Below are 14,500 nucleotides of genomic sequence, written 5' to 3'. Positions count from 1 at the left end.
ACGATGACCCTGCGCCACGGCAAGGCCGAGCGTTCGATCCAGGAACTCTATCGCGACGACCCGGAGCGCGCCGACGCGCTCGCCTTCAACCGCCGCGGCGCGCTGAAGGGGGCCGCGCTCGCGGCGATGGGCGCCACCGTCGGCGCGGCCATCCCCTTCGCGCGGACCATGCCTGAGGGCACGCTGCCCGCGCTCTTCGCGCGCCCCGCGGCGGCCCAGGGGACAGGAGCCGGTGCCGGCCCACAGGTCCTGCGAATGGATGGCAAGGGCCCGCTGATCCTCCAGGGCGAGCGCCCGCTCAACGCCGAGACGCCGGAGCACCTGCTCGACGAGCCGGTCACCAGCTACGCCAACTTCTTCATCCGCAACAATGGCGGCATCCCGGAGCCTGCCGGCGACCCGCGCGCGTGGAAGATCCGCATCGACGGGGAGGTAAACGCACCGCTCGAACTCACCGTGGGCGAGCTGGAAGGCCGATTCCCGGTGGTGACCCGGCAGTTGCAGATGGAATGCGGCGGCAATGGCCGCTCCTTCTTCCAGCCGCAGGGGCGCGGGAACCAATGGGGCAACGGCGCCATCAGCAACGGCGAGTGGACCGGCGTGCGCCTGCGCGACGTGCTGCAGGCGGCTGGCGTGAAGGACACCGCGCGCCACACCGGCCATTTCGGCGCCGACCCGCACCTTTCGGGCGATCCGAACCGCGCGGCGATCAGCCGCGGCATGCGCATCCAGAAGGCGATGGACGAGGACACGCTGATCGTCTTCCGCCTCAACGGCCAGCCGATCCCGCAGGTCCATGGCGCGCCGGTGCGGCTGCTGGTGCCGGGCTGGCCGGGCAGCCTGAGCCAGAAATGGCTCACCCGTGTCACGCTGCTGGCCCAGCCGCATCGCGGCCAGGGCATGGGGGGCACCTCCTACCGCGTGCCGGTGCGCCCCATCGTGCCCGGCAGCAACAACAACGGCGCCGACTTCGCCGACATGGAGAGCATGCCGGTGCGCGCGATCCTGTCCTCCCACGCGCATGGCACGCGGCTGCCGGCCGGCACCCGCAGCCTCGACCTGCGCGGCGCCGCCTGGGCGGGCGACCTGACGGTGCGCGCGGTGCATGCCAGCGTGGATTTCGGCGCGACCTGGACCGAGATGCAGGTGGCGGCGCCGGCGAACCGCCACGCCTGGCAGCGCTGGACCGGCCGCGTCGCGCTGCCCTCCGACGGCTACTACGAGATCTGGTACCGCGGCACCGACAGCGAGGGCCGGATGCAGCCGCATGTCGCGGCGAACTGGAACCCGCAGGGCTATGGCGGCAATCCGATCAGCCGCGCGGCGATCCTGGTGGGCTGACCGTGCTGCATCGGGTGAACCTGAACAACGTCGTCGTGGCCATCCTGGTGGTGGCCGCGCTCGGCGCGCTGATCAGCGGTCCCGGGCCGAAGATCGGCGAGCGGCAGAGCTTTCCGCCGACGCCGGCGGCCATCGCCTTCCAGCAGGCGGAGGAAGCGGCGGCCGCGCGTCAGACGGAAGCCCAGCGCCAGGCCGAGATCGCTCGCCAGGTCAGCGCCCAGGCGGAGGAGGAGACGATCCTGCCCGAGGGCGAGGGCAGGGCGGAGACCTTCGGCTACTGCACCGCCTGCCACAACACCGCACTGATCCGCCGCAGCCGCTTCTCCCGTGACCAGTGGGACGGGCTGATGGACTGGATGACGGAACGGCACGGCATGAACCCGCTGGAAGGCGAGATGCGGTCGCTGATCGTGGACTACCTCGCTTCCCATTTCGGGGCGGCGCAGGCACCTGCCCGGGGCCGCAATCCGTTCCTGAACTGATCCCGTGCGGCGGCTACCGGCCGGTCTTCCAGGCCGCGTAGCGCGCCTTGGTGGCGGCGTCGGGCGGGTAGGTGCCTTCCAGCGGCGCGCCGGCGGCGATCTGCTGCTGGATCCAGTCCTCCAGCGCCAGCTTCTCCGCCGCTTCCGCCGCCACTGCCTCGGCGATGGCGGCGGGGATGCACACCACGCCGGAGGCATCGCCGACCATGATGTCGCCGGGGAAGATCGCGACGGCGCCGATGCCCACCGGCAGGTCGCGATCCGCCACCATCACCGCCGCGCCCGAAGGCACCGGCGCCGAGCCGCCGGCATGGAAGACCGGCAGCGTCAGCGCCGCGACGGCGGGCAGGTCGGCCACGCCGGTGTCCACCACCGCGCCCGCAACGCCGCGCCGCGCGAGTGCGGTGGCAATGATGTCGCCCAGCACCGAGACATGCGACGCGCCGCCGGTCGCGAACACCAGCACGGCGCCTGCCGGTATCTCCGAGAGGAAGGCGCGGTGCAGGTTCGGCGCCTCGCCGCGCGCCACCGCATCGCGCAGATCCTCGCGCACGGGGATGGCGCGGATGGTGCGGGCCGGGCCGACCATGCGCGGCGCGGCGGGATCGGCGGGCGCGAGTCCGTGCAGGAAGCGGCTGCGGAGGCCGCGCGCATAGAGGACGGCCGAGAGCGTCGGCACCGGCATCGCGGCCAGCCTTGCACGCAGCGTCTCGTCGAGGGGTGTCATTGCCGGATGGCCTCCATCGCGCCAAGCTGGCGCTGCCGAAGGGGGAAGGGTGGCACATGGCGGACGCGCCGAAGAAGCCGTTCATCGAGCAGAACGTGGTCTGGCTCTACACCGACGACCTCGACCGGCTCGCCGGCTTCTATCGCGACGTGATGGAGCTGCCGCAGGTGCTGGACCAGGGCGTCTGCCGTGTGTTCCAGGTGAGCCCGACGGGCTTCCTCGGGGTCTGCAACAAGGAGGGGCGGCCGCGCGGGACGAAGGGGATGATGTTCACCTTCCTCGTCGAGGACGTCGAGGCGGCGTACGAGTACTACAATGCGCGCGGCGTGGCGTTCGACGGCCCGCCCAACATGCTGGGCGGCCGCACCGTCTATTCCTGCTTCTTCAAGGACCCCGAGGGCTACTGGCTGGAGATCCAGGAGTTCAACGACCCGCGCTGGCCCTATCCGGCGGGGCGCGGCCCGCAGCGAGGCTGAGGATGGAGGGGTCCGGGGGGCGACGTATACGTCGCCCATCGTCCCCGGCGGGGTGCGGGGCGGAGCCCTGCTTCTGTCACGGGTACTGCAGCACGATCTCGCGCCCGACCTCATCCGCCTGCCGTTCGGCGCGGGCGCGCCATTCGCGCATCAGCGGGCTTTCCATCTGCGCCGCGATGAAGGCCATGCTGTCGGGTGCGAGTTCGACCCCGTAGGTGACGTAGCGGCTGCACATCGGCGCGGCGACCGCATCGGCGAAGCAGAAGGTCTCGCCGAGCAGATACGGCCCGCCGTAGCGGCGCCGCGCCTCGCGCCACATCGCCTCCATCCGCTCGGTGCCGGCGCGCACGCCGGGGCGGTTCATCAGCTTGACGTTCGAAGGCAGCCCGTCGCGCAGCGGCCAGCGCTTGACCAGGTTCATCGGCAGCCCGTTGCGCACATCGTCGAAATGGCTGTGCACCTCCGCGGCGAGGCAGCGGGCATAGGCGCGGCGCTCGGCGTGCTGCGGCCAGATCGCGCAGCTCGGGTCACGCTCCCACAGCCATTCGGCGATCGCCAGGCTGTCCCACAGCACCATTCCCTCCACATGCAGCGCGGGCACGCGGCCGGACGGGCTGATCGCCTTCAGCTTCGCCGGGCTGTCGGGGCGGGAGAGAAAGATGGTGCGCTCCTCCACCTCCAGCCCGCCGAGCCGGCAGGCCATCCAGCCCACCACCGACCAGGAGGAGGACCAGGCGCTGCCGAGGTGGAGCACGGGCTTGGGCATGCGCTGATCTCCTGAGTGGTCTCGTGATTGTTGCACCACGTCGCTTCGCACGTGCAACATGCCCTCATCGCCCGAGGAGAAGACCGGCATGACCACGCGCCGCTCACTGATCGCCGCCACCGCCCTGACGCTCGCCGCGCCCGGCTTCGCACGCGCGCAGGGCGGCTATCCGACGCGGCCGGTGCGCTTCGTCGTGCCCTGGCCGCCGGGCGGAGCCACCAGCAACATCGCGCGCGTGGTGGGCGATGCGATGACGCCGCATCTCGGCCAGCCGCTGGTGCTGGACCATCGCGCCGGCGCGGGCGGGGCGATCGGGTCGGAGAACGCCGCGAAGTCGCCGGCGGATGGCTATACGATCCTGATCGCCGGCGCCGGCACCTTCTACCGCCCGCTGATCGAGCGGAACGTGCCCTGGGATCCGGCGAAGGATTTCGGCTTCGTCGGCCCGATCGGCGACGGCCCGTTCGCGCTGGTGGTGCGCAACGGCCTGCCGGCGACGCTGCCGGCCTTCATCGCGCATGTGAAGGCGCGGCCGGGCCAGCTCAACTTCGCCTCCTCCGGCCAGGGCGCGACCAGCCACCTGACGGCGGAGGCGTTCAACGTCGCGGCCGGCATCCAGGCGACGCATGTGCCCTATCGCGGCTCGGCCCCGGCGATGACCGACCTGGTGGCGGGCCGCGTGGACTACTACTTCGACGCCTTCAGCACCGTGCTGGAGAATGTGCGCGCCGGCCGCATCCAGATCATGGGCGTGACCACCTCGGCGCGCGCCGCGCAGGCGCCCGAGATCCCGACGCTGATGGAGGCCGGCATGCCCGGCTTCTCGATCGCGCCCTGGTGGGGGATCGTCGGTCCCGCCGGCATGCCGGAGTCCGTGGTCGCGCGCCTCTCCGCCGCGCTGGAGAAGGCGGTGGCGGAGCCGGCGGTGGTGCAGGCGCTCTCAGCGCAGGGCTGCCGCGCCTTCTTCATGCCGCCGGCGCGCTTCGAGCAGTTCGTGCGCGCAGAGGACGCGAAGTGGAGCCGCGTGATCGAGGGCGCGGGCCTGCGCATCCAGTAGCTGTATCGAATCAGTAGCCCCGGGCCGGATCCACCCGGTTCGGCGCGGGCCTGCCCGCGCGCAGCTCGGCGAGGTTCGCCAGCAGGATGTCCAGCGTGCGGTCGTTGTAGGTCGCCGGATCGTCCGATGACACGTGCGGCACCACGGTCATGCCCGGCGTGCGCCACAGCCGGTGCTCCGGCGGCAGCGGCTCGGGCACCGCGACATCGGTGATGCAGCCGTCGAGATGGCCGCTCTCCAGCAGGTCGCAGGCGGCGTCCTGGTCCCACACCGCCCCGCGCGCCATGTTCACCACCTTGGCTCCTCTCGGCAGCAGCGCGAGGCGGCGCGCATCCATCAGGCTGCGCGTCGCGGGCGTCAGCGGGCAGGCGAGCAGCAGGAACTCGCTTCGCGGCAGCACGGCATCAAGCGCATCGGTCGCATGGACCTCGGCGCAATCCGGGTGCGGCGCGGGGCGGGCGCGGATGCCGATCACCTGCATGCCGAAGGCGCGCGCCTGGCGTGCCGCCGCGCCGCCCATGGTGCCGAGCCCGACGATGCAGACGGTGCGCCCCGCCAGCACCGAGCCGAAGCGCGACTCCCACCTGCCTTCGCGCTGCGCCGTCGCCAGGCGCGGCATGTGCGCGGCCAGCATCAGCAGCGACATGATGGCGAACTCGCCGGCCTTCGCCGCATGGGTGCCGCGGTTGTTCAGCAGCAGCACATCCTCGGGCAGCCAGTCAAAGGGCGCGAGGCGGTCGAGCCCGGCGGAGGTGCAGGCGATCACCTTCAGCCGCGGCGCGATCTCCGGCAGCGCGCCGACGGGAAAGCGCGCACGCACCACCTTGGTCCAGGTGAGCAGCACCTCCGCCTCGCGCATCGCGGCGGAGAAGCCGGCATCGTCATCGGCGATGCTGACCTCGACTGGGCCGAGCGACGGCCCGCGGGCCAGCGCCGCCTGCCACTGGGCGAGCGTGATGGCGAAATCCTGCTCGCCGGGCGGATTCTGGATGTGGATGCGCATGGGCGCGAGCCTTGCAGCCTGCGCTGCCGTCGGCAACCACCCGGATGCGTGGCGGCGCTACCGCGGGACGATTGCCGCGTGGTAGCGCGCCACGCCTTGCGTCGTCAGAAGCGGAAGTAGAAGCCCGCGCCCGGCTGCGGCGCGTAGTAGCGCGGCGGCGGATAATAGGCGCGCGGCGGCGGGTAGTACACGCGCGGCGGCGGCGCATAGTAACCGTAGCCGCGCGGCGGCCCGTGCCAGTGGCGCGGCCGCGCCGGCACGAAGCGCGGCGGCGGATCAACCCAATAGCCGCCACGGCCATGACGCCTGCCATCGGCCTCGGCCGGCGCCACGCCGATCAGCGCGACGCCGAGGGCCGCCAGGGACAGAAGCTTGAGCGGGAAACGCATGGACGCAACCTCCTCTCGACAGCGCACGGTATACGTGCCGCGTGTGGCGAGAGATGGGCGGCAACGCCTTGTTCACGCCTCCGCCAGGACGCGGGCGAAGATCGTGTCCACCTGGCCGAAATCCCGCGCCGGATCCATCGCCGCGGCGAGCGCCGCCGCATCGAGCCGCGACGCGACCTCCGCATCGGCCAGCAGGTTGGCCGCGAAGTTCCGCGCCCCCGGCCTGCCGAGCGCCGTCCACGTCGCCATCGCGGCGCGCTGCACGGCGGCATAGGCGGCCTCCCGGCTCATCCCCGCCTGGGTCAGCGCCAGCAGCACCTTCTGGCTGTGCACCACGCCGCCGAGCGATTCGAGATTGGCCTGCATCCGCTCCGGATAGACCGTCAGCTTCGCCATCATCCCAGCCGCGCGCACCAGCGCGAAGTCGAGCGTGACGGTGGCGTCCGGCCCGATCATCCGCTCCACGGAGGAATGGCTGATGTCGCGCTCATGCCAGAGAGCGACGTTCTCCAGCGCGGGCACCACATAGCCGCGCACGATGCGCGCGAGGCCCGTCAGGTTCTCGCTCAGGACCGGGTTGCGCTTGTGCGGCATGGCCGACGAGCCCTTCTGGCCCGGGTGGAAATACTCCTCCGCCTCGCGCACCTCGCTGCGCTGCAGGTGCCGCACCTCGGTCGCCAGCCGCTCGATGCCGGAGGCTACCACCGCCAGTGCGGCGAAGAAGGCGGCGTGGCGGTCGCGCGGGATCACCTGCGTCGAGACCGGCTCCACCGCCAAGCCGAGATGCTTCGCGACATGCGCCTCCACCCGCGGGTCCACGCTGGCGAAGGTGCCGACCGGTCCGCTGATGGCGCAGGTCGCGACCTCGGCGCGGGCGGCAACCAGGCGGTCGCGGTGGCGGCGGAACTCCGCCCAGTGGTTGAGCAGCTTCAGGCCGAAGGTGGTCGGCTCGGCATGGATGCCGTGGCTGCGGCCGATGGTCGGCGTGTGCTTGAACTCCAGCGCCCGGGTGCGCAGCGCGTCGAGCAGTTGATCGACATCGGCGATCAGCAGGTCCGCCGCCCGCGTCAGCTGCACCGCCAGGCAGGTGTCCAGCACGTCGGAGCTGGTCATGCCCTGGTGCATGAAGCGCGCCGACTCGCCGATCCCCTCGCCGAGCCAGGTGAGGAAGGCGATCACGTCATGGCGCGTTTCCCGTTCGATCGCGTCGATGCGGTCGAGGTCGGCCTGCGAGATCGCGGCCAGAAGCGGCGCGCCGCGTTCGCGGATGGCGCGGGCGGCCTCTCGCGGGATGGTGCCGAGCTCGGCCATCGCCTCGGCGGCCAGGGCTTCGATCTCGAACCAGATGCGGAAACGGTTCTCGGGAGACCAGATGGCCGTCATCTCGGGGCGGCTGTAACGCGGGATCATGCGGGGCTCCCCCATGGGCCGTGGGCAGTCTCGGCAATGCGCGTCATGGGGCGCCGTGCAGGCAGTTGACAAGCCCGCGGCGCCGCGACTGATGTGCGCGCGTCGATCGAGGAACAGGCTCGCTAAACATGGATTTTTCTTCATTTTTCGGGACCGAGGAGCTCGTTGCACTCGGCCAGGTTCTTTTCATCGACATCGTCCTTGCCGGCGACAACGCCATCGTCGTGGGCATGGCCGCGGCGGGTTTGCCGCCGGACCAGCGCCGCAAGGCGATCTTCTGGGGCATCATCGCGGCGACGGTGATGCGCATCGCCTTCGCCTCGATCACTGTGCAGCTGCTGTCCATCGTCGGCATCGTCTTCGCCGGCGGCGTCCTGCTGCTCTGGGTGTGCTGGAAGATGTACCGCGAGCTGCGCAGCGGTGCGAGCCACGACCCCGAGCATGAGGGCGTCGAGGCGCTGGAGGGCGAAGCGAGCGGTCCGCCGCGGAAGACCCTCCGCCAGGCAATCACGCAGATCCTGGTCGCCGACGTCTCGATGAGCCTCGACAACGTGCTGGCCGTCGCCGGCGCGGCGAAGGACCATCCCTACATCCTGATCTTCGGCCTCGCCGTCTCGGTTGTGCTGATGGGCGTCGCCGCGACCTTCATTGCCAAGCTGCTCGACAAGCATCGCTGGATCGCCTGGGTCGGCCTGCTGGTGATCCTCTACGTCGCGGGCAGCATGATCTACGAGGGCACCTTCCAGATCGCCGAGAACGTGCCGCAGGCCTATGGCTACCTGCTGCTGCCGCTTGGCTGGATGGCGGTGCCGGCAGCCACCTTCCCGATCGGCCTCTGGTTCTTCGTGACGGTGTTCCAGGTGATGTTCTTCGCGGCCGTCGCGACGGTGGTGGTGGACCTCACACTGCAACTGCTGCGGCGGAACCGCTGAGCAATGCGCGCCCTGGCTCTCGCCGGCCTTGCCCTCGCCGCTGCCTGCGCACCGCAGCAAGCGGGGCGCCCTTCCGCCGCCGGCGGGCCGGCTCCGGGGGGGCTTGAAGCGCAGGCGGCGCGGCTGCCGGCGGAGGTCGCCGGCTTCACCCGCGGCAATACGGTCTGGCACGAGCCGGAGCGGCCGGGATTCGGCGTGACGGTGGACTATGCCGCGCCGGCACGCGCGGCAGTGGCAACGGTCAACCTCTACGACCGTGGTCAAGGGGCCGTGGCTGGCGCTCCCGGGGATCCTCGGCTCTCGAGTGAGTTCGAGATTGTGATCGCCGATGTGCTGGCGCTGGCGGGCACGCGTACCCAGCAGCGGCTTGCCGAGCAGGAGCGTAGCGAGGCGCCGGTGCCCGGTGGCGCGCCGCTGACCTGCTCGCGGCTGGAGGGCACCTACGGCCGCCAGCAAATGACGGAACTTGTATGCCTTGGCGCCGCGGCAGGGCGGTTCCTGCGAGTGCAGGTGACCGCGCCGCTGCGGCCAGTGCGGCCGGTGGATCCGCTCCTGTTTGCGGTGGAGATCGCACAGGCCGCGAGGGGTGCGTAGGGCGCCATCCACCCCCACGCGACCCTCTCTCGCCCTGCGGCAGAGGGAGAAAAAGGCGCGGGAGGCGTGGAAAGTCAGGCGTCCACCGCCGCCTCGTCGACCTTCGCGGCATTGTCCTGGATGAAGCGGAAGCGCAATTCCGGCTTGCGGCCCATCAGCGCCTCGATCAGGTCGGAGGTCCGCGCGCGCTCCTCCGGCGGCAGCACCACCTTCAGCAGCGTGCGCCGCTTCGGGTCCATCGTGGTTTCCTTCAGCGAGGCCGGCGGCATCTCGCCGAGGCCCTTGAACCGGCTGACATCCACCTTCTGGTTCGCCTTGAACTCCCGCTTGACCAGGCGGTCCTTGTCGGCATCGTCCTTCGCATAGACCGTCTTGCCGCCGGCCTGCAGCCGGTAGAGCGGCGGCTGCGCCAGATAGACGCGGCCGCCGCGCACCAGCTCCGGCAACTCCTTGTAGAAGAAGGTCATCAGCAGGGCGGCGATGTGCGCGCCGTCCACATCGGCGTCGGTCATGATCACCACCCGGCCGTAGCGCAGCCGGGCCAGGTCGAACTTCTCGCCGGCGCCGCAGCCCAGCGCCTCGATCAGGTCCTTCAGCTCCTGGTTGCCGCGCAGCTTGTCGGCGCTGGCGCTGGCGACGTTCAGGATCTTGCCGCGCAAGGGCAGCACCGCCTGGGTCTCGCGGTCGCGCGCCTGCTTGGCGGAGCCGCCGGCGCTGTCGCCCTCCACCAGGAACAGCTCCGTCCCCTCCGCGCTCTCGCGCGCGCAGTCGGCGAGCTTGCCGGGCAGGCGCAGCTTGCGGGTCGCGCTCTTGCGCGGCGTGTCCTTCTGTTCGCGGCGGCGGATGCGCTCCTCGGCGCGCTCCACCGCCCAGGCCAGCAGGTTGTCGGCGGAGGCGGGGTCGCCGGTGAGCCAATGGTCGAAATGGTCGCGCAGCGCCGCCTCCACCAGCCGCGCGGCCTCTGGCGAGGTCAGCTTGTCCTTGGTCTGGCCCTGGAACTGCGGCTCGCGGATGAACAGGCTGAGCATGCCGGCGAGACCGCCGAGCAGGTCCTCGGCGGTGACGTTGGCAGCGCGGCGGTCCTTCTTCAGCTCGCCATAGGCGCGCAGGCCCTTGACCAGCGCGGCGCGCAGCCCGGCCTCATGGGTGCCACCCTGGGGGGTGGGGATGGTGTTGGCGTAGGTGCTCAGGAAACCCTCGCCCTGCTCCAGCCAGGTCAGCGCCCATTCGCAGCGCCCGGCGCCGTCCGGAAAACCCGCCTCGCCGCACCAGGGGGCGGGCACCACCGCGGCGCGGCCTTCGATCGAGGCGGCGAGGAAGTCGGAGAGGCCGCCGGGGAAGTGCAGCACCGCCTCGGCCGGTGTCTCGGTGCCGGCGACCAGCGAAGGGTCGCAGCGCCAGCGGATCTCGACGCCGCGGAACAGATAGGCCTTGGAGCGGCAGAGCCGGTGCAGCCTGGTGGGATTGAAGGTGAGCTTGCCGAAGATCTCCGGATCCGGACGGAAGCGGACGGTGGTGCCGCGGCGGTTGTGGATGGCGCCAAGGTTCTTCAGCTTCTGCACCGGCTTGCCGCGCTCGAAGGCGTGGCCGAACAGCGTGCGGTCGCGCGCGACCTCCACCTCCATCCGTTCCGACAGCGCGTTGACGACGCTGCTGCCGACGCCATGCAGGCCGCCTGAGGTCTCATAGGACTTGCCGGAGAACTTGCCGCCGCTGTGCAGCGTGGTGAGGATGACCTCGAGCGCGGAGAGCTTCGGGAATTTCGGGTGCGGGTCCACCGGGATACCCCGGCCGTTGTCGCGGACCGTCAGCCAGTTGCCGGCTTCCAGCGTCACCTCGATGAAGTCGGCGTGTCCGGCCACCGCCTCGTCCATGGCGTTGTCGAGGATCTCGGCGGCCAGGTGGTGCAGGGCGTTCTCGTCGGTGCCGCCGATATACATGCCGGGGCGCCGGCGGACGGGCTCCAGCCCCTCCAGCACCTCGATGTCCTTGGCGGAGTAGTCCCCGCCGCCGGGGAGGATGGCGGCGGACTTCGGCGTGGTCTTGCGGGTCGCGGTCATCGCCGCGCCGCCCTTGCGGGCGCCGCCGGGACCGAACAGGTCGTTCATGCTGTGTTCTCGCTCTCCGGCCCAAGATAGCCATGCCGTCCGCGGCACACAACCAAGCAGGGGCGAGTCGGACGAAGCGGGTTTTGCTGGTCGGAATGCGCGAGCGGTTGGTGCCATCACCTTTGCACGCCGCGCCCTACTGCATTGGACAAGACATGAAATTGTACGCGGCACGAGGCCTGCTATCGAACGACCGAAGGTTTCCATGCGCCTGCCCGGCGCCATGGGGCCACAGACGATCGGAACGACATGATGCGCCTCGCGCCCGTCCTCGCCGGCGGCTTCCTCCTGATCACCCTCGGCTCGGCCTCGGCCGCGACGGTGGTGGAGCAGGCCTCGCTCGCATCCACCGCGCTGCCCACGGGTGGCCTCAACGCGACGCTGACGATCGACCGCTTCGACGTGGCGAACGCCACGCTGACGGCCATCGAGTTGCAGTTCACCGGCGGCGTCAGCGGTACGGTGAGCCTGACGCGGTTGAACAACGGCCCGCGCGTGCAGGCCTACCCGGTGGAACTCGGCGCGGATTTCGCGCTGACGGTCGGCCCGAGCGCCGTGGCCGAGTTGCAGGATGTGGTGGCGTCCGGCTCGATTTCGATCGACAAGAATGCCGCTCTGACAGGCTCGGCGAGCCTCTCGACCTCGGGCTCGGTGACCGCCGCGCTGGCGCCGGCCCTCTTCGCGCAGTTCATCGGCCCCGGATCTGTCAATGTCGCGCTGGCGATCCTGCGCGACAACCTGGTGACCGCGCCCACGAACGCGCCCCTGGCGAGCCAGACGTTCGACAACTTCGCCTCGGCCGAGCTGATGGTCACCTACACCTACACCGCCAACGACGCCGTGGTGCCGGAGCCGTTGAGCCTGTCGATGTTCGGCCTCGGCCTCCTCGGTCTCGCCGTCGTGCGGCGGCGTGCCGCCGACAGCTGAACGGTCGCAAGACGGTCTGGGAGACGGCCGGGCAGTGCGCCCGGCCGCCTCACGCCGCCTCGGCGATCAACCCTGGGTGTGCGCCTCCAGCATCCACAAGGCCTTGTCGGCGTTCTTGCTGACGCCGGTCAGGATGTCGGCAGTGTCGGCGTCGCCGGCCTCGTCGGTGGCGTCGATCCCCTCGCGCAGCGCTTTCGCCACCATCGCGTAGCGGTCGAGCAGCGCCTTCACATGGTCCATGCCGGCCTTGATGTCGGTGGGGTAGGCCGGCAGGCGCGTGCTGCCCTGGACCGATTGGCTGGTGCCCATCGCCGTGCCGCCAAGCTGCACCAGGCGCTCCGCCAGCTCGTCGATGTCGGTCGCCAGGGTGGTGTAGAATTCCTCGAACATCGTGTGCAGTGCCGAGAAGTGCGGACCCTTCACGTTCCAGTGCGCATGGCGCGTGGCGTTGTACAGGTCGATCGAATCGGTCAGGCAGCCCTGCAGCACCCCGATCGAGGTCTTCTTGGCGTTGTCGTGCAGGTCGTTGCGGCTCTGTGGCATCGTGCGCTCCTCGCGGCTTCGGGTCCGCAGGCAAACGTGGTGTGGCGCGGCGCTGTTGCACACGTCATCGGAACATGTCCGGCATGACGTTGAGGTAGCGCACCGCCTCCGGCGGGCCCTCGCCGTGGTGCAGCGCGGCGGCGCGGGCCAGCGCGGCGCGGTCGGTCTCGGTCAGCCGGCCTTCCTCCCGCAGATGGGCCATCCAGCTCTCCATGATCCACAGCTCCACCCAGCGGTCGGGATGCGCCACATCCTCGTAGAGCCGCCAGGCCAGCGCGCCGCTGCGCAGCCGGACGCCGCGGCATTCCACCATGGCGCGGAGGAAGGCGGCGCGGTTCGCCGGGTCCACGTGGTAGCGCACCACTTCCAGCAGCTGGTTGCGCTCGGTGGCGAGCAGCGGGGCCAGGGCGGGGTCGGCCGGCTCCGGCCGCGGCTGCGGCGCCTCCGCGGCAGGCACCGGGCCGGCGGGCGGCGGTTCCAGCGGGAAGCGGCGCACCGCGAAGCCGCCCAGCGCGCAGGCAAGCCCGGCACCGCCGAGCGCCAGAGGCAGCCCCACCGCCTCGCCCGCCCAGCCGCCGAGCGCCGCGCCGAGCGCCAGGGCGCCGAAGGTGGCGAGCTGGTAGATGCCGATCGCCCGCGCCCGCACCCAGGCCGGCACGGCGATCTGGGCCGCGGCCTGCAGCGTCGAGGCGCCGGTGATCCAGGCGACGCCGAAGCCCAGCATGGCGACCAGCGCCACCGACCAATGCCCGGCCTGGCCGAGCACCAGCAGCGCGGCCCCGCCGATCACCGCGGCACCCGTCACCGTGCCGCTGCGGTCCAGCCGGCCGCGCAGCGAGGGCAGCACGAAGCCCGCCACGACGGCGCCAATCCCCATCGCGCTGAGCAGGATGCCGAACCATTCGGGCCCGAGGCCGAGCTGCTTGCGCACCAGCAGCGGCAGCAGGCCCCAGACCGCCGCGGCGGGCCCGAAGAACATGCAGCCCCGGATGACGGTGGCGCGCAGCACGGGGCTGGCGCGCGCGAAGCCGAGCCCGGCGCGCATCGCCGAGAGGAAATGCTCCTGCGGCAGCGTCGCCCGTGCCTCCGGCCGCTTCCAGCGCAGCAGGGCGAGGATCACCACGCAGAAGGCCAGCGCGTTGATCGCGAAGTTCACCTCCGGCCCGAAGGCGGCGACGACGAAGCCGCCGATCGCCGGACCCACCGCGCGCGTCAGGTTGAAGCCGATGCCGTTCAGCACGATGGCCTGGGTGAGGTCGGCGCGCGGCACCGTCTCCGGCGTGGTGGCGGCCCAGGCTGGCGAGTTCATCGCCGTGCCGGCGCCGATCGCGAAGGTGAAGGCGATCAGCCCCCAGGGCCCCAGCACATGCGCGAAGGCCAGTACCGCGAGCAGCACGCCGCAGAGCGCGATCCAGGCCTGCGCGGCGATCAGGTAGAGCCGCCGGTCCATGATGTCGGCCAGCGCGCCGGCGGGCAGCGCCAGCAGGAACACCGGCAGCAGGGACGCCACCTGCACCAGGCTGACCATGATGGGCGAGGGGGCGAGCGAGGTCATCAACCACCCCGCCCCGGTGTTCTGCATCCACATGCCGGTATTGGCGACGAGGTTCGCCAGCCAGAGCAGCCGGAAGGACGGATGGCGCAACGGCGCGAGGGCGGAGGGAAGATGCATGGGCGCAACCACCATTGCAGGCCGGAAGCACCGGGAGGAAGCGCAAAGCCGTGCTGGCAGACCTGCCCGCGAT

14 protein-coding genes and 1 pseudogene are annotated in these 14,500 nt (G+C 71.2%); 7 read left to right on the top strand and 8 right to left on the bottom strand.

Annotated features, from left to right (window positions below):
- The first annotated feature begins 3 nt into the window (after positions 1-3).
- Together ACESM1_RS06575 and ACESM1_RS06570 are read left to right on the top strand one after the other, a co-directional pair.
- Positions 4-1,341: a sulfite oxidase gene (locus ACESM1_RS06575; protein ID WP_372618870.1), complete on the top strand. Its 1,338-nt coding sequence runs from the start codon at positions 4-6 to the stop codon at positions 1,339-1,341.
- Between the two features lie 2 nt (positions 1,342-1,343).
- Entirely contained in the window at positions 1,344-1,823 is a 480-nt protein-coding gene (locus tag ACESM1_RS06570) for a hypothetical protein (RefSeq protein ID WP_372618868.1), read from the top strand.
- A 13-nt stretch (positions 1,824-1,836) separates the two neighbouring features.
- On the opposite strand, the gene ACESM1_RS06565 is transcribed toward ACESM1_RS06570, so the two are convergent.
- Positions 1,837-2,550, bottom strand: a complete 714-nt coding sequence (locus ACESM1_RS06565; RefSeq protein WP_372618866.1) for a ribonuclease activity regulator RraA — start codon at positions 2,548-2,550, stop codon at positions 1,837-1,839.
- 56 nt (positions 2,551-2,606) lie between these two features.
- Between ACESM1_RS06565 and ACESM1_RS06560 the strand changes: the two genes are divergently transcribed.
- Positions 2,607-3,026: a VOC family protein gene (locus tag ACESM1_RS06560; RefSeq protein WP_372618864.1), complete on the top strand. Its 420-nt coding sequence runs from the start codon at positions 2,607-2,609 to the stop codon at positions 3,024-3,026.
- A 76-nt stretch (positions 3,027-3,102) separates the two neighbouring features.
- On the opposite strand, the gene ACESM1_RS06555 is transcribed toward ACESM1_RS06560, so the two are convergent.
- Positions 3,103-3,792 carry a glutathione S-transferase family protein gene (locus ACESM1_RS06555; RefSeq protein ID WP_372618862.1) on the bottom strand — a complete coding sequence of 230 codons (690 nt, stop codon included), beginning with the start codon at positions 3,790-3,792 and terminating at the stop codon, positions 3,103-3,105.
- An 88-nt stretch (positions 3,793-3,880) separates the two neighbouring features.
- On the opposite strand from ACESM1_RS06555, the gene ACESM1_RS06550 reads away from it, so the two are divergent.
- A complete protein-coding gene (locus ACESM1_RS06550) occupies positions 3,881-4,849 on the top strand; it encodes a Bug family tripartite tricarboxylate transporter substrate binding protein (RefSeq protein WP_372618860.1) in 969 nt (322 codons plus the stop codon).
- Between the two features lie 10 nt (positions 4,850-4,859).
- On the opposite strand, the gene ACESM1_RS06545 is transcribed toward ACESM1_RS06550, so the two are convergent.
- The 3 genes from ACESM1_RS06545 to purB all read right to left on the bottom strand — a co-directional run bounded on the left by ACESM1_RS06545 (position 4,860) and on the right by purB (position 7,651).
- Positions 4,860-5,852 (bottom strand): D-2-hydroxyacid dehydrogenase, encoded by a 993-nt coding sequence (locus tag ACESM1_RS06545; RefSeq protein WP_372618858.1) that lies wholly within the window; start codon positions 5,850-5,852, stop codon positions 4,860-4,862.
- Between the two features lie 104 nt (positions 5,853-5,956).
- Complete coding sequence (locus ACESM1_RS06540; RefSeq protein ID WP_372618856.1) at positions 5,957-6,241, bottom strand: hypothetical protein; 285 nt, start codon at positions 6,239-6,241, stop codon at positions 5,957-5,959.
- A 72-nt stretch (positions 6,242-6,313) separates the two neighbouring features.
- A complete protein-coding gene (gene purB, locus ACESM1_RS06535; RefSeq protein WP_372618854.1) occupies positions 6,314-7,651 on the bottom strand; it encodes an adenylosuccinate lyase in 1,338 nt (445 codons plus the stop codon).
- Between the two features lie 128 nt (positions 7,652-7,779).
- Between purB and ACESM1_RS06530 the strand changes: the two are divergent.
- A pseudogene (locus ACESM1_RS06530) lies at positions 7,780-8,415 on the top strand (TerC family protein); the annotation flags it as partial.
- Positions 8,416-8,586: 171 nt separating this feature from the next.
- Positions 8,587-9,177 (top strand): hypothetical protein, encoded by a 591-nt coding sequence (locus ACESM1_RS06525; RefSeq protein ID WP_372618851.1) that lies wholly within the window; start codon positions 8,587-8,589, stop codon positions 9,175-9,177.
- Positions 9,178-9,251: 74 nt separating this feature from the next.
- On the opposite strand, the gene parE is transcribed toward ACESM1_RS06525, so the two are convergent.
- A complete protein-coding gene (gene parE / locus ACESM1_RS06520) occupies positions 9,252-11,285 on the bottom strand; it encodes a DNA topoisomerase IV subunit B (protein ID WP_372618849.1) in 2,034 nt (677 codons plus the stop codon).
- Positions 11,286-11,534: 249 nt separating this feature from the next.
- Here parE and ACESM1_RS06515 point away from each other — a divergent pair, with 249 nt between their 5' ends.
- Positions 11,535-12,212 carry a choice-of-anchor E domain-containing protein gene (locus ACESM1_RS06515; protein WP_372618847.1) on the top strand — a complete coding sequence of 226 codons (678 nt, stop codon included), beginning with the start codon at positions 11,535-11,537 and terminating at the stop codon, positions 12,210-12,212.
- 66 nt (positions 12,213-12,278) lie between these two features.
- On the opposite strand, the gene dps is transcribed toward ACESM1_RS06515, so the two are convergent.
- On the bottom strand, positions 12,279-12,755 hold the full coding sequence (gene dps, locus ACESM1_RS06510; protein WP_372618845.1) for a DNA starvation/stationary phase protection protein Dps: 477 nt from the start codon (positions 12,753-12,755) through the stop codon (positions 12,279-12,281).
- Between the two features lie 64 nt (positions 12,756-12,819).
- Positions 12,820-14,427 carry an MFS transporter gene (locus ACESM1_RS06505; protein ID WP_372618844.1) on the bottom strand — a complete coding sequence of 536 codons (1,608 nt, stop codon included), beginning with the start codon at positions 14,425-14,427 and terminating at the stop codon, positions 12,820-12,822.
- Positions 14,428-14,500 lie beyond the last annotated feature (73 nt).

The organism is Falsiroseomonas sp. (assembly GCF_041690465.1).
GTDB lineage: Bacteria > Pseudomonadota > Alphaproteobacteria > Acetobacterales > Acetobacteraceae > Falsiroseomonas.
This window is presented reverse-complemented; position numbering and strand designations above follow the sequence as displayed.